This is a genomic window from Brevibacillus schisleri (assembly GCF_055685845.1).
In genome coordinates this window covers 1,418,130-1,438,558 of the sequence record NZ_JBVNDM010000001.1, presented here as the reverse complement: position 1 = coordinate 1,438,558, position 20,429 = coordinate 1,418,130, and the positions used below count along the sequence as shown (strand labels likewise).

The following is a 20,429-nucleotide window of genomic DNA, read 5'->3' as shown; positions in this document are numbered from 1 at the left end:
TTTTACGAAAATCATCGCGGCCTGTTCAGAAGCCGGGAGTGAACCCATCTCAGGTCCACTCCCCCTTTCTGTCTGCTATTTTCTACTTTTTAAAGGGAGGGAACCAGGTAGCAGCTGACTTTTGTACTTCTTCTACGACCTGCTGAGGGGTGAGCTTGCCTAAATACATGCCTTGGAGGGCGTTTTCCAATGTTTGCTTCGTGGTCGGTTTTCCTTCCGCGAAGCTGACGACCATCAAATAGGGTGTAGCGCTTGATTGGGACAGCTCTGCCATCTTGTTTACCAATGGATCGTCAGTCGATACACCTGGCACCGCGCTAATTCGTTTGAACTGATTGGCGAATAGCTCCCCAAACTTTTTCGTCGCCATGAATTCCATGAACTTCAATGCCTCTACTTTGTGTGTGGACTTGGCATTTACAGCATAGGAGCCATCGACCCAGGTTGTCAGAACTTGTTTTCCGTCATCGGTTGGCATCGGGAAGAAATCAAGCGGCAAATCAGGGTTGAGCTTCTTGATGCCTTCCAGTTCAAAGCTACCATTGATGAACATCGCTGCTTTTTCCGTGGCAAACAACGTCCGCATATCATTCAATTCGAGACCCACATAATTTTCCGGGAAATAAGGGATAAGTTCTTGCATACGCTGCACGGATTGGAGGAACTCGGCGCTTTTTAAGTCACTTTCTCCTTTTAGTAGCTTGTCGAGATAGTCCGTACCGCTATAGCTAGCTGGAGCAATTACACCATGACTGAGAGAGAGGAGCCAGCCTTCCTTTGCTCCGAAAGAGATCGGGACGATTCCTTTCTCTTTTAATGTTTTGGCTGTCGCAATCAGCTCATCCCAGCTTTTCGGTGCCTGGAGGCCATTTTGCTCGAAGATCTTCTTGTTGTAGTAAAATTGCGTGGAGTTCAGGGATAGTGGGACACCGTAGACTTTACCATCTTTACCTGTGGCCGCTGCGAGGACGTCTTTTGGTATGGTAGATATGCCTGGCACATTGTCGAGAGGCTCCAGATGTCCAGCTTCAGCCAAGGCAATCCCCGGAGCATAGGGACGCAGCTGCAAAATATCTGGGCCACTGTCGCTTTGGAGCGCCGTGTTGAGGATGGTATTGTACTCCGTTGCTTTGAATGGTTTGAATTCGATCTTGATATTCGGATGGTCTGCCTCAAAAGCTTTGATGATGGCTTTGTAGCCCTCCGTGTCTTCTACTCGCCAACTGTGCATGGAGAGTGTTACCTGCTGTCCTCTACCTTGTCCGCCGACTGACTCTGTTTCGGTTCCTCCACTGCTACATCCTGTCACCACCATAACCGCAGTCAACACCAGAGAAGCTACATAGCGAAAACGAAATTGCTTCATGCGAAACCCTCCCCTTTTTCTTCCCTTAGGTCTGCAAAAGCTGGGCCGTAACAGCATCGTGCAAAATCGGTCGTAATTGCCGAAGCTGATGATTGCGGCCTAGATGAACGGCGTTAGTGAGAAAAATGACAGCAAACTGCTGCTCTGGGTCAATCCACATACTGGTTCCAGTAAAGCCCGTATGCCCAAAGCTCCTACGATGCAAGCCGCTTCCACAGCTCAAGGTGGTGGATGCTTGATTGAGCTCCCAGCCATACCCTCTACTCCCCCCTGCTTGCTCTGTATGATTGCGAATCGCCAGTTCGTACCATTCGCCAGCAAGTATTCGAGGATCTTGGTACAACCAGCTCATCGCGTATCGGCACAGATCGTCAGCTGTTGAGAACAGTCCAGCATGTCCTGCAACCCCTCCCATCGTAAATGCTTTCTCATCATGAACCTCTCCTGTGATGTAGGCGTTGGTGAGGCTACAATATTCAGTAGACGCAATATTCCGATAAATCTGTTCGTTCGGACAGAAAACAGTATGTGTCATGCCCAATGGGGTGAAGATGCGCCGGGTAACAAACTGGTCTAAACGCTCTCCTGTTACTTGCTCAATAACGAGGCCCAACCAGATCATGCCCAAATCACTGTAAACGACCTGGGCCCCAGGCGCGTGAATCAATTCTTGCTCATACAACAGTTCTGGCAAATGGATCTCGCTATCGCGCCTTCTCACTGCCAAATCTGCCGGCATTCCTGAGGTATGCGCAAGCAGCTGTTCGAGTGTGATCCGCTTTTTGTCAGCGGGACAATCGGGGAAAAATTGACCAATCTGATCATCCAGCGCTACCACTCCCTCCTGCATGAGCAAGAGGATAGCAGGTAGCGTCGCAGTCACTTTCGTGAGCGACGCCAGGTCAAACATGGTGTTCGGCGTCACTGGCTTGTCTTTGGCAATACTCGTCGTTCCGACATCACACGCATACCAGATACGACGATCACGCACGATTCGCAAGGCAGCTCCCGGTAGCAAACCGCTGTCCACCCATCCTTGCAAAAGCAGCTCCAGGTCGTCCATGTCTACCCTCCCTTCTCCTACGTCGAGGAGCGTTTCGTTCGACTAACAGCAAGCCTTGATTTTTCCAACAGGGGAATGACTCGCTCTTGCATCCTGCTGATCATGGTAATAAACAAAATATCGATGACGTTCAATTGGGCAATGCGCGAAGCCATGGCTCCGCTACGAATGCTTTTTTCTACCGAGCTGGTGAACAACCGAATGTTGGCTAGTTCGGCTACAGGCGAGGGACCAAATTTGGTCAGGGTAATAATGGTCGCTCCCTGCTGCTTGGCCTCCGTCAACGATTGAATAATGTCTTCGGTCTGTCCTGAATAAGATATGCCGATGACCACGTCTTTTTCCGTTAAAGTGACTGCCGACGTCAATTGTGCGTGAAAATCCGAATAAGCCTCACACCACAAGTTAATCCGCGAAAATTTTTGCCGGATATCGTCAGCGATGACCGCCGATGCACCGACACCGTAAACATCGATCTTCCTGGCTACCGACAGCACGTCGACTGCTTTCTTTACTTCTTCGTTGGACAAGACTGAGAGCGTATCCTGAATGGATTGAATATTGTTCCAGCTAACCGCTTGCATAATCGATTCAACTGAACCCTCCATCATGATCTCCTGATAGCTGCCCATCGCCGTCTGTTTCGTCAAATCTCCTGCGACGCGCAGTTTTAGCTCCTGATACCCCTTCATATTAAGAGAACGAGCCAAACGGATGATCGTCGCCTCGGATACCCCACTATATTCCGCCAATTTTTGGACAGAGAGCTTCACGACATCTTCCGGGTGAGCCAGGATATAATCGGCGACTTTTCGCTCCGAAGGCTTTAATTGATCCAAGATTGCTTGTAGGCCGACAAGCCCTCCATTTAACATATGTGACATCACTTTCTTCCCCCAAATCTTATCTACATTTTATGTAGCATTATTTCTCTCGTCAATTGTTATCTAATAAACAATATTTCAAAATCACGAAGCTCAGCACAACGCTTCTGAATTTGTTCTCTCTTTTCCAAAAATTCCCTCCTTGACTTTCTCGCGGCGTCAAGCTTTACGCTTGCATCGCTACCAGGAAGAAAAAGGAGGATTTTCCCATGAAAACGTTACTGATTAAAGACTGCATGATATTGACGATGGTTGAGGGAGAGAAGCCATTTCTCGGGGATATTTGGATTGTGGATGGGCGAATCGCCAAAATTGGCCCATCCCTTGAAGAGGAGGCAGACCGTGTCATACTGGCTAAAAATAGGGTTGCGATGCCCGGTCTCATCAACGCTCACAACCATGCCAGTATGTCCTTGCTGCGTGCTTTTTCCGATGACCTCAAGCTGATGGATTGGTTGGACAAAAAGATGCTCCCGGCTGAAGCCCGGATGACAAGAGAAGATGTCTACTGGGGAACGACACTGGGGATTGCAGAAATGATCGCTTCTGGCACGACCGCTTTTGCCGATATGTATGTGCATATGGATGCAGTTGCCCAAGCCGTACTTGATTCCGGGATACGCGCTTCTTTAACACGTGGAATGGTCTTTCTTGAGGATGATGGAGGACGCCGAATGACCGAAGCCTTAGACCTTATCGACAACTGGACGGGGGCTGGCGATGGCAGAATCACGACGATGCTCGGTCCGCTCGGTCCGCACGCTCCTTATACGTGTCCGCCGGAGCCTTTGCAAGGAGTCATCGAGCTTGCCCGCAAGCGCCAAATCCCTCTCCACATCCATCTGGCTGAAACGATTGAGGAAGGAGAGAAAATCCGGGCCAAGTACGATCAAACGCCTACGGAGTATTTGCATGAACTGGGCATGTTTCACGATACGCACGTCTTGCTCGCGCATGCTGTTCATCTGAATGAATCCGATATCGCGCTTCTTTCCGGGATGAGAGGCGGTGTCGCACATAATCCTGTCAGCAATTTGAAGCTCGGCTGCGGCATCGCCCCTGTCAGAGAGCTGATCGAGGCCGGGGTCACCGTCGGGATGGGAACTGACGGTGCCGGCAGTGCTACGACCCTCGATATGTTTGCGGAGATCAAAGCCGCGACTTGGATGCAAAAGCTCAAGCACGGCGATCCGACTGTACTGCCTGCCGAAGCGGCCTTGCGAATGGCTACCATCGAAAGTGCGAAGCTGCTTGCGATCGATCACGAGGTCGGAACCCTGGAAGCCGGGAAGCGAGCTGATCTCATCCTGGTCGATCTGGATATACCTCACCTGTTGCCTGTCCATGACATCCATGCCCTGCTTGCATACAGCGCAACGGGAGCCGATGTGGATACAACCATTGTGAACGGAGAAATTTTGATGCATCAGCGCCAATTCCAAACCCTTCATTGGGAGGAAATAAAGCGAGAAGCGACAGCCCGAGCCAGCCGACTCGTCGAGGGCCTGTAATTACTTTTGTACTCACAGGTTGAGTAGGCAGAAGCCAATTGCTAGACACATAAAAAACACGCTCCACATGAAATAGGGAATGAGTAGCGAGGATGCGATTTTGTGGTGGGGGCGAATGGCGCGAATGAGTACCCATGTGGAATACATCACTAGAATGGTATCCAGCGCAGCCAACACGAGCAATTGATAACCGATAAACAACACGAAAAACAGTTGATGAAAAAACCAATTAATCCCATAGAGGAGCAAAAGCTCGCGGTCTATCTGCTTTGTTCGAATCAAAATCACAAACGACCATGCTATGAGTGCATATAATATGAGCCAGATGATGCGAAACAAGTAGATTGGCGGTGTTCCATCGGGCTTGGCGAGGGAATCATACCAGGCCCCACCGTCTGGAAAAGCGATACCACCTAGTGAATAGAGGACCACTCCCGCAAGAAATAGAAGACTATTGTGCACCAATCTCATCCAGGTAGTCACCCTTTCTTCTTTCTCTTCTTTCTCTTCTTTACTCTTCTATATCTATGAGTGGTCCTGCTCTTTTCATGCTAGTTTCAGAGATTTCTTTTTGGGATAAAAAATCTCGGTTCGTGCTGTGGTGGTGGGGAGGAAACAGGAGAAAACGCTCAGATTCTAGGTCCACCCGCTGGGGGATTGACTGTCCGGCTCCATGAAAAAAAGCGAAACCCGCGTCCAAAGTTGTCCATTCTGGGAGCGTCTCAGAGGTGGACGCTAAGGGCTTGTTTCTCTTTTTTTCATTGCACCTCGGGCAGTGTCCCTAAGATCTTCGCTTTTTTCTCCTGTTTCCTCTACGAGCTTTCCCTGTTAGATCGGTCTTAAATGCCTTAAAAGATTGCAGAATCTCATCTGTAACGCTAGAGAAGAATATTTCCAGACGTAGCGACTTGTGGAGTCCTACCGAGCGGAGAAGGGATTTGCGGGCAAAAGAAACGCAACCGTGCCCATACGACGTAGCGGCTACCACTTTTGCGTTTCCCCGCAAATCCCTTCGGAGCGGACAGTCCCAACCCCCAACGGGACGGAGCCTGGAGCCTAGTCTGGAAATATTCTTCTCCCCACTGCAGCTAGTTAATAGGAACCTCTATTTGTTGCTGTAGTGCTAGGAGGAAACAGGAGAAAACGCTCAGATTCTAGGGCCACCCGCTGTGGGATTGACTGTCCGGCTTCATGAAAAAAAGCGAAACCCGCGTCCAAAGTTGTCCATTCTGGGAGCGTCTCAGAGGTGGACGCTAAGGGCTTGTTTCTCTTTTTTTCATTGCACCTCGGGCGGTGTCCCTAAGATCTTCGCTTTTTTCTCCTGTTTCCTCTACGAGCTTTTCGTGCTTAAACCGGGTCTTAAAAGCTTTAAAAGATGGAAGAACGTGGTCAGCCACGCTAGAGAAGAATATTTCCAGACGTAGCGACTTGTGGAGTCCTACCCAGCGGAGAAGGGATTTGCGGGCAAAAGAAACGCAACCGTGCCCGTACGACGTAGCGGCTACCACTTTTGCGTTTCCCCGCAAATCCCTTCGGAGCGGACAGTCCCAACCCTCAGCGGGACGGAGCACTGAGCCTAGACTGGAAATATTCTTCTCCCCACCGCAGCCACATACAAAAGAACTCCATAAAAAAACCGCTAATCTCATCCTAAGTAGATTAGCGGTTCTATGTATCTAGAGCGAGTTATGGCAGACGCAATGTCTCCCCTGGCTTCAAAGCCTTGCCTCTGATGTCTTTCTCGGCCAGCTCAGCCACGAATGCTTCCCCATCCTGTTTGATCGGCGGGAATGTATCGTAATGAATGGGCACAACAAAATCGGCTTGTACCCACTCGGCAGCCACGAGTGCATCCTCAGGTCCCATTGTGAACACGTCTCCAATTGGCAGGAACGCCAAATCGATGTTATGACGCTCTCCGATCAGTTTCATATCACCGAACAGTCCTGTATCCCCTGCGTGATAGATCGTTTTTCCTCCCAGCTCGATCACAAAGCCTCCTGGCATTCCCATGTACACGATTTGTTTCTCATCATCCAGCACGACACCAGAGCTGTGGAACGCTTGGGTCATTTTCACTTTTCCAAATGGAAGTTTTACAGAGCCTCCCAGATTCATCGAGATGGTCTTGGCTCCCTGCCAGCTTAAATAGGTAGCAAGCTCATGGGTTGCAACGATTGTCGCATCGTTTTTCTTGGCCAATTCTACTGCATCCAAAATATGATCTTGGTGTCCATGTGTCAGAAGGATGTACTGAACCGAGATGTCTTCCAGCTTGGTTGCTGCCACTGAGCTTCCTGAAATAAATGGATCGATCATGATCGAATGCCCTTCACTTGTTACCTGCACGGCCGAATGCCCGTGAAATCGAATATCCAACATAGTGGTACCCCCTCTATTCGCAACGTTTTTTCACTCCCTTTTATGTTACCATGCCGCAGGGTGTAAAGAATAGGAAAGGCCGTCGATCACTCGACAGCCTGAGAAACAAATCCTACTTTTCTACAATCACAACTTAGCAATCGTCGCCGTCATGCTCTGTAACAGCAACAATTTTCGAATCACGAATAATGGTGCGGCGATTACCATTTCGCTCTTCCAAAATAATGGTGGTCGATTTTACTTGTACCAGACGACCGAAAAAAGTACCGTCTACAGTGGCAACCCTAACATTTCTGCCTTCAAATTTTTTTACTTGGTCTTTGAATGCCATGGTTAATCCCTCCTTCTCATGCATCCTATGAACATTTGGCATAGCCCTATTGAGCAAAAGCGGAGTCAAAGAGAAAATGTACTTGTACCCGTCCGTCATTTGTCCTTTTTGCCAAACAACTTTGTCGACTGGTGACAAATTGACGCCAAACCAGCACGCTGCTTACGAACACTGTGAGATTTTGTCGCACGATTCCAAAAGGAAAACCTTTTTCACGTACAGAAACGGTATAGCAAGAGATGAGCGGACTTACGCCAGAGGAGGGATTTCCATGGGAGAGGTTATCGAGTTGTTGGCACGGGAAAGAACATACAGTGGCAGAGATGTGGCAGGACTGTTAGGTATTGGGGCCAGCACCTTGCGCAAGTGGAGCATGCTCTTAGAACAGCACGGCTACTGGTTTTTGCGGGATAGCCAGAATCGTCGGGAGTATCGACAGGCAGATATTACGTGTCTTCAGCGGTTTTATAGCTTAACAAAGGATCAGCTCATTCCGCAAGATGAAGCTGCCCGAATGGTTGCTACGCAAAGCTCACCTGAACCCGCCCGAAAGGAAACGGCCGTTGCGGTTGCATTCCCCTCTGCCCCTGTTTCCTCACATCCGGCTTTGGAGCATACTGCTGTCCTCGAAGAGCTGGATGAAAAGCTGCATGCCTTGGCTTCCCATGTCCAGCAACAAGACGCCGCCTACTTAGCGCTGTTAGCGCGTGTAGAAAAGCAGGAAGCCTATATTACCAACAATCTGAAGGAACGAGATCGCCGCTTGACCAAGGCGATGAATGACATTATGGATGCCAAAATCGAGTTGGCAAAGATCAAAGACGCGAGTAGAAAAACTTCCTTTTGGCAAAAGCTGATTCGTCTGTACTAGTTTCGTTGTCACTAGCTAGAAAGAAAAAAGTTATCCCCTATTACACCATGGTGGAATAAGGAATAACTGGTCTTTTTACTCGTTGTCTTGAAACAACCCTTCTGGTATTTTAGCGTCCCAATTTGCAGGCAATTCCAAGCGAAGCGCATGGGCTACTACGGCGGCAGTGTCTATGTTTCCTACCTCTGAGAGCTCTGTACCTGGCGTGATGGAGCCACCTTTTGCCGCCCAGAAAATCGTCTGTTCTCCCGGTGAAGAACCCCCATGCCCTGTTCCTTTCCCACCGTGGTCAGTCGCAACGATAATCAGGCTATCCTCCATCAATCCTTCCTCTTCCAGTGCCTCGAGGATATTCCCTACATACTCATCTGCTTTTTGGAGCTTTTTATAAAATGCCGGTGTGAAATAGCCTTGATTGTGGCCAGCACCGTCCACTTCATCTAAATGAACGAAAATGTTACGAGTATTTTCACCCTCTTTTTTGATATAATCGACTACTTTTTTCGCAGTCTCTTCATCCGACTTGCTATTTTGCTTGTAAGAACCTGCTGAATCTTCAATGATACCGATATTGATCGGGCCCCATGTAGCGAAGGAAGCTTGTTGGAGTTTAGGACGCTCTTGTTTCAACAGCTTCAAATAGGAAGGAAACTCGCTTTTCTCCGGATAAGGAGTAGCCGCTACGCTATCGTTAGTCAATTGATGCTTGTCAGGAGTGACGCCGTGCAGGATAGATCCCCAGTTTTGCGCACTGATCGTGGGCAGCTCTGCTTTGGCTTCAAATGTTCCAGCACCTTCTTCGATCAGTTTCAAGATATTCGTCGCTTTTGCTTCCGGATCTTTGACTGCATTCCCTGCACCATCGATGCCGATAACTACGACACGTCTGTAAAGGAAATCGTTCTCATAAGGAGCCAGCTTTTCTTTCATCATCTCCACATCGGCTTTGTCCACTTTCTTGTCATTGTTAATATCCGCGTGTTGCGCTTTTTCCCAACGCCGGTCACCGATACGGCTTTTCTGGTTGTCCAAGATGACGTTCAGATCCTCCTCGGTTAAGAGACCGTCTCCCGATACGTCAATCGAATTCGTAACGGTTACTTCCGCTTTCGCTGTTTTGCCTCCACCGACAGTTTTCACCGTGATTTTTGCTTTGCCTGGCTTGCCTGCTACAACAGTTGGGCGTCCATTGATCATTTCGACCTTCGCGACCTCTTTGTTGTTGGAACTCCATTTGACATCCTGAACGGACGCTTCTTTCGGAGAGATCACAACTGTAACAGGCATCGTTGCTCCAGCCTTCAATTTGAACTCCTTCTGATCCAATGAAAGGCTCTTCACTGGAATTTTCGGAGCACTTGCGTAACTATCAGCTACTTCTTTATCTGTAACGGTGCGACTCAGAATCTGCAACTGGTCCAACTGCACGTCATAGCGATTTCCAAAATGGTTTCCAGCGCCATCTACTCCAATCTTGGTAGTAAAGCTAGTGTCGATTGTTCCCTTGGATTGGCTGATATCGATTGTTTTTGCTACTTTACCGTCGACGTAGATCGTTGCCAGTTCATCCCGATCATGAGAAACGACGACATAGTGCCATGCATTATCCGCAATGTTTGGAATCGTTGCATCGAGACGGGAGCTGTCGGATGTGCGCCAATTCCACTTTAACGTAGACCCTTGCAGTCCGATGAACCAACCCACGTTACCACCGCTTGACCAGTTTTTATTGGAGATAATGCCAGGATCAGCATCAACGCCAGGAGATTTCACCCAGAAGGCAATAGTGAAATCTTGTGTTTCCCCAAACTTCATCTCGTCATTTTCACCTAAATCTATCCAGGTTGCATTGTCTTTTGAGGTCGACTGGAAATGAATGGATTTCCCCAATCCTACACGTCCTTCCACGAACGTTGGTGTTCCGGACACTTGCACAGGATGGTGAGATTCTGAGCTATCCTCTATGCTATTTTCAAACAGGAAACGATAGAGTTGCTTTTCAGATGAGAGTTCTTTCGCCTCCTTTGCTGCGGCATAAACTGACGAATTCAGAAATGGCGCTTGTACGATGACTCCACCGGTAACGAGAGTTGTAGCTGTTAAAAGCGCAGCAATTCCTTTTGGGTTCAGGATTTTTTTCATGGTGTCTCTCCTCCTCGGATCTCAATTCATTTTCTTTTCATCGTCTTGATTTGCTTCATCACTTGTTTACATAATGATCAAGCCTCCCTTTTCTGCCCCGATTCCTATCACTGAGAAAGAATCCAGGTCTGTTTGCATTCATTTTATAGCTGCATTGTTGAGGGTTTATTAAAACCAAAAGAAAAAACAATGAATTCCAAGTTAAATACACAACTATACAACCTTAAACACAACTAAATACACATTCCGTACCACAACCTGAGTCCCAGATTAGAGAGAAACGTAAAAAAGCAGCTTGCCGCATTGACAAGCTGCCTTACTTTTGGATTAGTTTACGCCATTTTTCATTCTGCCTATTCCATCACGATTTTTCTTGCCGCGTTGACGAACATTTTGACGCCGACTTCGAGCGCATCCTCGTCGATTGTAAAACGTGGATGATGGTGCGGATATGTGATGCCTTTTTCTTTGTTTCCGGCAGCGACGTAGAAGAAGCAGCCTGGCGCTTTTTGCTGGAAGGCCGAGAAATCCTCGCCACCCATGGTTGGGCGCATATGCTCTACCCATTCCGCTCCCAGAGATTCCTCTACGACCTCTTCCATCCATTTCGTCACTTCGGCATCGTTGATAACCGGGCGATAGCCAAATTCGTACTTGAACTTATACCCTGCGCCGTGTGCTTCTGTAATGCCTTTGATCACGCGTTCCATGAGTCCTGGAACAGACTCGCGCAAATTTTTGTCAAAGCTGCGGACTGTCCCGCAAATCTCTACCGTTCCCGGAATGACGTTATGTGTCGTTCCCCCCACAAATTGCGTGACAGAGAGAACCAGATTATCGAGCGGATCGGCATTGCGGGATACGATGTGCTGGAGATTGGTCACCACTTGTGCCGCAATCGCAATGCTGTCGATCGTTTCATGTGGGAGCGCCGCATGTCCGCCTTTTCCAAGAACAGTGATCCAGAACGTATCAGGAGCGGCCATCATCGGACCTGGGCAGATACCTACTGTCCCAAACTCCATCGTCGACCACAGATGCGTACCAATTACCATGTCTACGCCGTCCATGACGCCTGCCTGTACCATTTCTTCCGCTCCGCCCGGGTATACTTCCTCCGCGTGCTGAAAGAAGAAACGAACCTCTCCCTTGATCTGATCCTTCATCCCAGACAGTAGCTTTGCCGTTCCGAGCAGCATGGACGTGTGACCGTCGTGTCCGCATGCGTGCATGACGCCGGGATTTTTTGATACGAATTCAAACGTATTCTCTTCCGTAATCGGCAATGCGTCCATGTCGGCGCGCATGGCGAGGACTTTCCCCGGCTGGGAACCGATCAATCTGGCCATCACACTGTTTTTCGTCGGTCTGGATATTTCCAGATTGCCAAAAGAAAGAAGTGTCTCGTATACAAACTGTGCTGTTTTTTCTTCATGGAAAGATAATTCAGGGTTTTCGTGCAAATACCGTCTCCATGCGATTACCTGATCCTTGATTTCTTCGACCGCCTTATTAAGCGTTACCACTGCCGTTGCTGTCATGCCGCTCTCCTCCTGATTTACGTGGCTCCCCCACTTACTATCTCTTATACCTATTTTGCTAAGGATAAAACGGTGCGGTACAGTACTTGTGCGCCGTTCGCACAATCCTCTTTTGTCGTGAACTCTGCCGGGTTGTGGCTAATGCCATCCTTGGACCTGGCGAAAATCATGCCAACCGGGCACAGCCCAACGAGCTGCATGCAATCATGCCCTGCGCCACTCGGCAGTCTAAATGCTTCCAAGCCTTCTGCCTCACACGCTTCGGCTACAGCATGCTGGATATCGTCCGAGCATACAGCAGGAGCTATGCGTTGCAGTAGCTCTACCTTCAACGTCACATTACGCTTTGCACAGATCGCTTCTGCTCGTTCGTAAATGCGCTGTTCCACTTCATCGCGGATCGCTTCGTCCACATCGCGCAAATCAAGCGAAAACTCGACTCGTCCCGGAATAACATTCACCCCGCCCGGGAAAGCTTGCAGCCTTCCAACCGTCCCTACACTGGTTCCTGTCCGTCCGGCTTCTTCCTCGATGACAAGCATCACTTGAGCGGCTGCTGCCAACGGATCACGGCGCAAATTCATCGGCGTTGCCCCGGCATGACCGGCTTCTCCCTCCAACACGAAATTCAACCAGAGCGGGCCCGCCACTCCTGTCACGATCCCAACAGATAGCCCACGGCTCTCCAGTACCTTGCCTTGCTCGATATGTAGCTCCACATACGCTTTCACACTTCCAGGCGTTCTCGCGGCGAGACTGGTGCGGTCCGGATCAAGCCCCGTTTGCCGCATTGCTTCGGCAATCGTGACCCCATTCTTGTTTGCTTGTTCCAGCTCGTCACGCTTGATCAGACCAGCGATACCACGACTGCCGATCATCCCATAACCAAAACGCGTTCCTTCTTCATCCGTGAACGCGATGACTTCGATCGGATGCTCTGTTTCGATTCCCTGTTCCTGCATCGTCTGTAAAACTTCTACCCCAGCCAGTACGCCAAGGGGACCGTCATAATCGCCGCCATTTGGTACGGAGTCGATATGCGAGCCAACCAAAACGACAGGAGCGGCTGGATTTTTCCCTTCTTTTCGGCCAATCAAATTCCCAACCTCATCTTCGCGAACGGTGAGACCCGCTTCCTTCATAAAGCCTGTGACGAGATCTTTTGCCGCCCGCTCCTCAGGCGTAAAAGACAACCGCGTAATGCCGCCCGCCTCTTGCTTCCCAATGTTGCCAAGCTGTCCCAATCGATCCCACAATCGATCCGAATTGATCATGACGAGTCACTCCCCCTTTCTATGTAGAGTCAATAACGGTTGATTAACGGTTATGTCCTTAATTGTATAATAGTCTGTCTATTTTGAAAAGGAGGCATAACTCGACAAGAAGCGCTGAATAATCTTTTCAAATAAGTAACGTCGATCATGTTCGTCTCCTATCAACCTTACTCAATTCTCCTTTCAAATGCCTAATCGTCCCTACTCGATCCTCTTCCTCCTGCTCATCAAACAAAAGCTGCTCTAGCAGTTCACATATATCTTCCAACCTACGCCGGATTTGATAGAATTCCAGCGCTTGTCGATTGACGACATAATTTGTATGTGTCTTCAGATAGGTAGCCATAAACTCCTCTAAAAACGGCTGATCTACCAAAAACATCAGATCTGCTTCTACTGGAGCCAGCTTCAATCCTTCCCAGTCTATGAGAATGAGCTGTTGACCAGATTGCATTAGGTTCCAGTTGTGAATGTCCGTATGGCAAAGCTTCATTTTCACCTCACTGCCTCGCAATTCCTCGGCAATCATCTCCAAATCATTCAAGCGCGTAGCCAGTATGCTGGCAAAAGGTTTGACAATTTCACTCACATCATCTGGCAGACGATAGATATCTTCGTTCAGCATTTCTCTAAACTGCTCGGCGAATAGGATGTGGAAGTCTTCCTTGATCGCAGCCGTACTGACCGGGATCTCTTCCCCGTACAAATGCAACTGCGCGATGATTTCTGCTAGCTGGCTGACTTGCATCGTGCTTAATGCTTGGCTCCCGATGGTTTTCCCCTCCATATATTCAAACAGTTGATAGATGCCCATGTCGTCTTCATGTTTATACGCTGCATTTCTTGTCAGTAGTGGAACTGGAAGTTTGCCTTGTAGTCTGGTCTGGCGTGATAGCCACTGGATAATGGGAACGTACTTATCGATCAGCGCTGTCCACTTGGGCGTTGATGCTCTGCTTTTTTCATAGACCTTCAAGAAATAGGAATGCTGGTCGCTGATGACTTTATAAGCAAGTGCTGACCATCCTCCTTGTTGAGGAAGAACATCAGCAGCGTCTATATCATAATGGTGTCGCAATATGGTTTTGAAATGATCCATGAGCTACTCCTTTCTAACTCCATATTCACACGCTGTAAATTACTACCAACATACAAAAAATTGCCTTACCCCACAAGGAGCAAGACAATTTTTACTAGTATGGAAATTATTTCGTGTCACGAAATATCTCAGTGATTATTGCACGCCTACTGCATCATACGCAGCTTTTACTGATTTTACTTGTTGGGAATTAGCACCGAAAAGAGCTGTTGCGGATTGAATGGCTGCTTGTCGCATAGCGGAGAAATTAGAGTTTGGATTGAGATAGTTTGTTAGGGCGTAGTAGTAGATTTTTGCTGTGTCATTGCGACCAATGCCTGTGACCGTTACACCGGTGTGTGTACCACCCTCTGCGAGGAGATATGCTGCTTTGTTGTTGATACCGCTGTTCGTGTGTACGCCTCCGTTGTCATTTGGACCTGTGTATCGATCACTGTAGTGATCAGGATCACCAGCAACGGTTGGATCTTCGAGAGAGCGCAGTGCATCTCCAGGCGTTCCTGGCGTGTATACATCTTCACCCATGAGCCAATCGTCGTCGTCAATCATGGCCCCGAAGATATCAGAAATGGATTCGTTCAGTGCACCTGACTCGTTTTGATAGATCAGATTGGCTGTTCGTTCTGTGACAGCATGAGTTAATTCATGAGCAACGACATCCAATCCAGCGGACAATGGGCGGAATACGCTTCCATCTCCATCCCCGTATACCATTTGCGTACCGTTCCAGAATGCGTTGTTATATCTGTTGCTGTAGTGGACTGTGGAGATCAATTTCGCACCATTATTGTCAAAGCTGTTGCGGTTATGTGCGTTTTTGTAGTAATCGTAGGTTTTCTGTGCATACGCATGTGCGTCGACAAGCGCTCCATCTGTCCAATTGTTATCTGTGTCAGAACCAAGAGTACCTGGCAGGCTGGTTCTATTGCGTGCAGTGTACGTCTCAATTCCCTTGCCGCGAGTCGTGTCTTTCGCCGTGTAGTTGTTATTGCTTACTTTCGTTACTTCGAACGATTTGGTGTCACCCAGTACTCCTGTACCCGTTCCTGTAATCTCATGAAGCATATTGTATTTGTTAATGACTTCACCAGAATTTGCATCGATGAAATACTTCCAACGCCCTGGCAGCGGATCGAGGAAATTCAGTTCCACTTCGTAAGCCAAATACGATTCATCTTCGTGGATGTACACGTAGAGTTCCCCTTTTGGCTTCACCTCGAACTTCTCGACTTTTTCGTTAATCTCATCCTCCAAATCCTTGATGGCCTCTTTGACCGCCTTGTCTGCCTTGAGTTTTGGTTTTTCCGTCAGCGTATCATTGTTTGACAGGTCAGGCGCGTAGTTACCGAGGAATGCCGTTACATTTCCATCCTCGTTTACGTGAATCGTCTGCTGGTAACCATAGACCGGGATGCCCTCGTACATTTCTTGTACACGGTAGTGAGTCATGTCTGTCTCATTGTCTGTCACTTCATCTAGCACTTTAAAGTGATCTTTCACATCTCCATCAATACGGAAGGAGTCTTGATACTGCTCCAGGAATCCCCAAACTTTTTCTTCGCCATCCAGCTCTTCTGCTTCGAACTCTTCTCCGATAAATTCGGGGGTATCCCACTCAGCGCTATACACGATGCTTTCGGATGCGGCCTGCGTTGTCAACGGAAGGAATGTAGTGGTACCTAATGCGAAGCTGAGTGTTACTGCAAAAACCGATTTCTTCATACTCGTTAACTCCTCCTTGGAAAATATTCTTTTTTATGTAAATTCATAGTTGTTTACATCTCTTATTATTTGTCATAAATGTGAATTTGAGAACAATTTTTTAACGACAAAAAAATCATTTCCTGAAAGAAATGATTTTTTGTAAATTTATTACAATTACGATTGTAAGCTGATCCGATACACCTTGCGCGGTCTGCCCCGCGGGTGCGGATTTTCTTCCCGGATGACCTGCGCAAGACCCTTTGACTCCAGCTCAATCAGTATGCGTCTGGCACTTCGTGGCAATATTTGTAGATGCGATGCCAATTCGTGGGCATGAATCTCCTGAGACCCGCGCTTTTTCAGGATGGATTCAAGCTTCGCCAGTGTCATGACGCTGAGTGAGGTAAGCTGGCTAAGTGCTTGCAGCTTCTCTGAGTCGTACCGATACGTGAGTTGTTCGTCTCGCCCGAGCGGCCCCACGACGCTTTTGTCATCGAAAAAGACCATCCAATTGCCGCTCCCTCGCTCTTTGGCGTGTAAGAGGGCCGCGCCACCGTGGATTTCCGCTTCATAAGCAGTCTTGCCGATCCCGATCCCACATGTTACCAGATCAGCACGAATGTCGAACATCTCATCCAAGTCGGGAATTGTCGAATAATCGCGAGTAACTTCTTGCAAATTCCCCCGCGTTGTAAAAATAACGTAGCGTCCGGGACCCGCTGTCTTCAATGAGCCTTGCAAATGCTTCGCGTAACGCAACAGCTTTTCCATCGTCTTGATCTCGGCATTTTGCCATTCATCTGTAGAAAAATTGCCACCGGCAAGCTCGCGAAAGGGATCAATCTCCATCATCTGTACGGCAATCTGGGTATCTTTGAAGTGAAGCATTTCGTGTGTTCGCAAGAGCATGTGAATGACCGAAATCACGCCTGCACGCGTCGGCACGACCCGATGTACAGGGACACCTCTTCGTGTCAGCTCTAACTCTGCTGTCCGCAAGCAGGTGACAGCCACCTTTGTCTTGCCTGCTCTCCAGAGCTGTTCGTGGTAATCCGCCAGTTCATCGGCTGAAATCGCTCCCTCGTAATGCTTGAGCCACTTGTAGCCGCCAGCGATGCCCGCTTCGTCCATAAAATGCTCCAGTTCTTCTGATGAAAATGTATCAAAGCTCACTTCCTCCACCCGGACTCCCAATTGATGGGACAGATGAAGCAAGGTTCTGTACAAGCTCGCACCGAGATGAGGCACATACGCCATCGGCACTTGAACCTTGCCTGACTCGCTCACCATGGCATAAGGGACCTGTCCGGAGAAAAGCCACATATCCACCTCATCCACATGTGGCATGATCAGATCGAGGATTTCCTCCTCTTTCCAATAGACAATCGGCAAGTATTCAATTTCAGGAAACTCTCGCATGACTGATTCGATGATGGCAAGTGAATCATCGGCGCCTATTACGCCTAGTCGCAGCTTCAACAAAACTCCCTCTTTCACACCAATCTCTTCCTACTAGGATAGCATACTCCCTTTCTTTTTCTCATCGGGGGATCATTTTACCTGCTGCCTCCCCAATCCGGTGTGCCACGTACAAAACAGGTATGATCAACAAGCTGTACGGCAATGTACTCCATAGCAACGGCCACGTCACAAAGCCAGTCTCAAGCAATCGATCATACGTATATAAACTATACGGCAAAACGAATACCACGGCCGTTACCACACCAGGTGTGTACGTGCGAAGGACAACGGTATGACCAACATGTATGAACACATGGAGAAACATCACATGCAGACAAACCAGGAAAAACGGAAGGTACGTTCCAGACGAAAGTGTCATGACAGTCAGGATAACCGCTGCCGATAAAACCGCGAAAATACAAGAGACTGCGACGGCAAATTGCGCCGTGTTCATCGAAAGCGACGGCTCCAGCATCTTCATAAGCCGTTGCGGCACAGTCCGTCTAATGATGTCTTTCTTGGCTCGCACCCAACCTTCTACCATCACGATCTCCTCGAAATCATGAAACATGAAAACGACTAAAAACAGCCAAATCAGATGAGACAGCTCCAGCATGCAAGCACCCTCTTCCTATTCGTTTGTCTGCAAAATACCATATGCCAAAAAAGATACCGCGTCATCTGCAAGCTCCTCCGCTGTTTTCTCACCCGTCAGCAAATACCGCGTCGTCATCCGGTCTACGACTGCGATCATTGCCTCTGCCGCTACCTCCACAGACAACTCGACACGGACATGCCCAGCAGTCTGATTTTGTCGCAAGTTGTCAGCAACAATAGAAGCCAGCTTACGATGCAGCTCTTCGGCCTCTTCTGCCTGATACAGCACAATCCGGGTCAAGTCAGGCTGCTCCTGAAAAAATTGGAACAAGGCGAGCAAGTTTTCCCGTACCTGATGGAAGACATCTGCCTTCGTCAAGGCCGTTACCTTTTGACCGCTGTCCGCCAATTCCCACAGCTTGGTGACGAATGTGTCCGTCAACTGCTGATACAGACCTTCCTTGCTGTCGAAATACTGGTAAAACGACGCCTGTGTCAAGCCTGCTGCTTTCACGATGTCACTCACCCGTGTGCGATGAAAGCCTTTTGCCGCGAACTCAGAAGCTGCCGCTGCAAGCAACCGACTGCGACTCAACTCTCCTTTTGACAGTTTGTCATTGGTCATTTTTCCACCCCAAAAGTAACTCATCAGTTATGTAACTATTGAGTTATTTTTACAACTTCTGGATTTTCTTGTCAAGACCTACTTGCTTTTTTATTCCACTCTATGTAAAATATTTGCTCAAAGGGTATCATTTGATGGCAATGAGGAAGAAGAGTAGTCATTTTGCGAGACTTCAGAGAGCTGATGGTTGGTGCGAATCAGTGTTGAGGAAATGATGAATGGGCTTCCGAGCTCCAAACCGAACCCGCTCTCATGGCGGCAGTAGGCTTTGGCGTTACGTCCGTACGTTACAATGGACACCGTATCAAGCTGTCTTACACAGAAACGGTACGGATCAAAGAGATTTTGCGTATGGAGATTCCATGCGTGAAATAACAAGGGTGGCACCACGGTTCATTCGTCCCTGTCCAGGGCGGATGGACCTTTTTGTATTTAAAGCGGACATTCAAAAAATCGACTTTTGATCACGAAGAAGTCCTGAAAAGTCGACTTTTTGAATTCATATCTCACGATTGAAAGGAGCAACTTTCCCATGAAAACCATCTTTTCCGGCATTCAGCCGAGCGGCATTATGACACTCGGCAACTACTTGGGCGCAATGAAGCACTTCGTTCCGCTTCAAGATCAGTTCAACTGCTTTTACTGCATCGTAGACCAGCATGCGATCACCGTTCCACAAGAGCCTGCTGTCCTGCGCGAGAACATCCGTCGTCTTGCGGCTCTCTATTTGTCCGTTGGCCTCGATCCGAACAAAATGACGCTGTTCGTCCAATCCGAAGTACCGGCCCATGCCAAGCTCGGCTGGATCATGCTGTGTACCTCTTACTTGGGTGAATTGGAGCGCATGACTCAATTCAAGGACAAATCCGATGGACGCGGCGAATCCATTCCAGGCGGTCTGCTGGCTTATCCTCCATTGATGGCTGCTGATATTTTGCTGTACGGCACTGATTTCGTTCCTGTGGGCGAGGATCAGAAGCAGCATCTGGAGCTGACTCGTGATTTAGCCGCTCGTTTTAACAACCGTTATGGCGACATTTTCACCATTCCAGAGGTTCGCCTGCCGGAGACTGGCGCACGCATCATGTCCCTTGCTGAAGGCACCAAGAAAATGAGCAAATCCGATCCAAACCAAGGCGCCTTCATCTCCATGCTGGATGATGCAGACACCATCACGAAAAAAATCAAGCGCGCGCAAACGGATTCCGACAGCGTTGTGCGTTATGACAAAGCAGAGAAGCCTGCTGTCTCTAACCTCATGACCATCTACTCCCTCTGCTCTGGAAAAACGCTGGATGAGATTGAAGCGATGTACGAGGGCAAAGGCTACGGCGCATTCAAAACCGAGCTGGCAGAGGTTGTCGTAGAAACACTCCGTCCGATTCAAGAACGCTTTGAGCAGCTGTTCCACTCCTCTGAGCTGGATGGTATCCTGACTGCCGGGGCAGAAAAAGCGAATAAAGTCGCGAACGAGATGTTGTACAAAGTTGAAAAAGCGATGGGGATGGCACGTATCTAATCCATTTCCACAACAAAAAAACGGGCTGGGAAGCTTTCTCCCAACCCGTTTTCTTTTCG

The 20,429-nt window shown here is 48.6% G+C and carries 17 protein-coding genes and 1 other annotated feature; of the genes, 3 read left to right on the top strand and 14 right to left on the bottom strand.

What is annotated here, in order from left to right:
* Positions 1-82 precede the first annotated feature (82 nt).
* Genes ACUUHJ_RS07355 through ACUUHJ_RS07345 form a run of 3 tightly spaced genes read right to left on the bottom strand, consistent with a single transcriptional unit; the run spans position 83 to position 3,304 of the window.
* Positions 83-1,366 carry an ABC transporter substrate-binding protein gene (locus ACUUHJ_RS07355; RefSeq protein ID WP_472298562.1) on the bottom strand — a complete coding sequence of 428 codons (1,284 nt, stop codon included), beginning with the start codon at positions 1,364-1,366 and terminating at the stop codon, positions 83-85.
* Between the two features lie 25 nt (positions 1,367-1,391).
* Positions 1,392-2,429, bottom strand: coding sequence for a serine hydrolase domain-containing protein (locus tag ACUUHJ_RS07350; protein ID WP_472298561.1), 1,038 nt, complete (start codon positions 2,427-2,429; stop codon positions 1,392-1,394).
* 17 nt (positions 2,430-2,446) lie between these two features.
* Positions 2,447-3,304, bottom strand: a complete 858-nt coding sequence (locus ACUUHJ_RS07345) for a MurR/RpiR family transcriptional regulator (RefSeq protein ID WP_472301154.1) — start codon at positions 3,302-3,304, stop codon at positions 2,447-2,449.
* Positions 3,305-3,522: 218 nt separating this feature from the next.
* Between ACUUHJ_RS07345 and ACUUHJ_RS07340 the strand changes: the two genes are divergently transcribed.
* Positions 3,523-4,824: an amidohydrolase gene (locus ACUUHJ_RS07340; protein WP_472298560.1), complete on the top strand. Its 1,302-nt coding sequence runs from the start codon at positions 3,523-3,525 to the stop codon at positions 4,822-4,824.
* A 12-nt stretch (positions 4,825-4,836) separates the two neighbouring features.
* Here ACUUHJ_RS07340 and ACUUHJ_RS07335 read toward each other — a convergent pair whose 3' ends face one another.
* From ACUUHJ_RS07335 to ACUUHJ_RS07325, 3 genes are all read right to left on the bottom strand, one after another.
* Entirely contained in the window at positions 4,837-5,295 is a 459-nt protein-coding gene (locus tag ACUUHJ_RS07335; protein ID WP_142495331.1) for a TspO/MBR family protein, read from the bottom strand.
* A 1,215-nt stretch (positions 5,296-6,510) separates the two neighbouring features.
* On the bottom strand, positions 6,511-7,206 hold the full coding sequence (locus ACUUHJ_RS07330) for a metal-dependent hydrolase (RefSeq protein WP_289676680.1): 696 nt from the start codon (positions 7,204-7,206) through the stop codon (positions 6,511-6,513).
* Positions 7,207-7,339: 133 nt separating this feature from the next.
* Positions 7,340-7,537 carry a hypothetical protein gene (locus tag ACUUHJ_RS07325; protein WP_048031656.1) on the bottom strand — a complete coding sequence of 66 codons (198 nt, stop codon included), beginning with the start codon at positions 7,535-7,537 and terminating at the stop codon, positions 7,340-7,342.
* Positions 7,538-7,808: 271 nt separating this feature from the next.
* Between ACUUHJ_RS07325 and ACUUHJ_RS07320 the strand changes: the two genes are divergently transcribed.
* Complete coding sequence (locus tag ACUUHJ_RS07320; protein WP_472298559.1) at positions 7,809-8,408, top strand: MerR family transcriptional regulator; 600 nt, start codon at positions 7,809-7,811, stop codon at positions 8,406-8,408.
* A 75-nt stretch (positions 8,409-8,483) separates the two neighbouring features.
* Here the strand turns inward: ACUUHJ_RS07320 and ACUUHJ_RS07315 are convergent, their stop codons facing one another.
* From ACUUHJ_RS07315 to ACUUHJ_RS07280, 8 genes are all read right to left on the bottom strand, one after another.
* Positions 8,484-10,550, bottom strand: a complete 2,067-nt coding sequence (locus ACUUHJ_RS07315; RefSeq protein ID WP_472298558.1) for an alkaline phosphatase family protein — start codon at positions 10,548-10,550, stop codon at positions 8,484-8,486.
* Between the two features lie 353 nt (positions 10,551-10,903).
* Positions 10,904-12,091: a M20 family metallopeptidase gene (locus tag ACUUHJ_RS07310; RefSeq protein ID WP_289676677.1), complete on the bottom strand. Its 1,188-nt coding sequence runs from the start codon at positions 12,089-12,091 to the stop codon at positions 10,904-10,906.
* Positions 12,092-12,141: 50 nt separating this feature from the next.
* Positions 12,142-13,365, bottom strand: coding sequence for a hydantoinase/carbamoylase family amidase (locus tag ACUUHJ_RS07305; protein ID WP_472298557.1), 1,224 nt, complete (start codon positions 13,363-13,365; stop codon positions 12,142-12,144).
* A gap of 145 nt (positions 13,366-13,510) precedes the next feature.
* Complete coding sequence (locus ACUUHJ_RS07300) at positions 13,511-14,464, bottom strand: aminoglycoside phosphotransferase family protein (protein WP_472298556.1); 954 nt, start codon at positions 14,462-14,464, stop codon at positions 13,511-13,513.
* A gap of 135 nt (positions 14,465-14,599) precedes the next feature.
* The gene (locus ACUUHJ_RS07295; protein ID WP_289676674.1) at positions 14,600-16,186 is read right to left on the bottom strand and encodes a M4 family metallopeptidase; all 1,587 of its coding nucleotides are present in this window, start codon (positions 16,184-16,186) and stop codon (positions 14,600-14,602) included.
* Between the two features lie 156 nt (positions 16,187-16,342).
* A complete protein-coding gene (locus ACUUHJ_RS07290; RefSeq protein WP_472298555.1) occupies positions 16,343-17,665 on the bottom strand; it encodes an ArsR family transcriptional regulator in 1,323 nt (440 codons plus the stop codon).
* A 43-nt stretch (positions 17,666-17,708) separates the two neighbouring features.
* Entirely contained in the window at positions 17,709-18,245 is a 537-nt protein-coding gene (locus ACUUHJ_RS07285) for an HXXEE domain-containing protein (RefSeq protein ID WP_472298554.1), read from the bottom strand.
* Between the two features lie 15 nt (positions 18,246-18,260).
* Complete coding sequence (locus tag ACUUHJ_RS07280; protein ID WP_472298553.1) at positions 18,261-18,851, bottom strand: TetR/AcrR family transcriptional regulator; 591 nt, start codon at positions 18,849-18,851, stop codon at positions 18,261-18,263.
* Positions 18,852-18,982: 131 nt separating this feature from the next.
* Positions 18,983-19,259 (top strand) — a binding site (T-box leader).
* Positions 19,260-19,383: 124 nt separating this feature from the next.
* On the opposite strand from ACUUHJ_RS07280, the gene trpS reads away from it, so the two are divergent.
* The gene (trpS, locus tag ACUUHJ_RS07275) at positions 19,384-20,370 is read left to right on the top strand and encodes a tryptophan--tRNA ligase (RefSeq protein WP_472298552.1); all 987 of its coding nucleotides are present in this window, start codon (positions 19,384-19,386) and stop codon (positions 20,368-20,370) included.
* Positions 20,371-20,429: the final 59 nt, after the last annotated feature.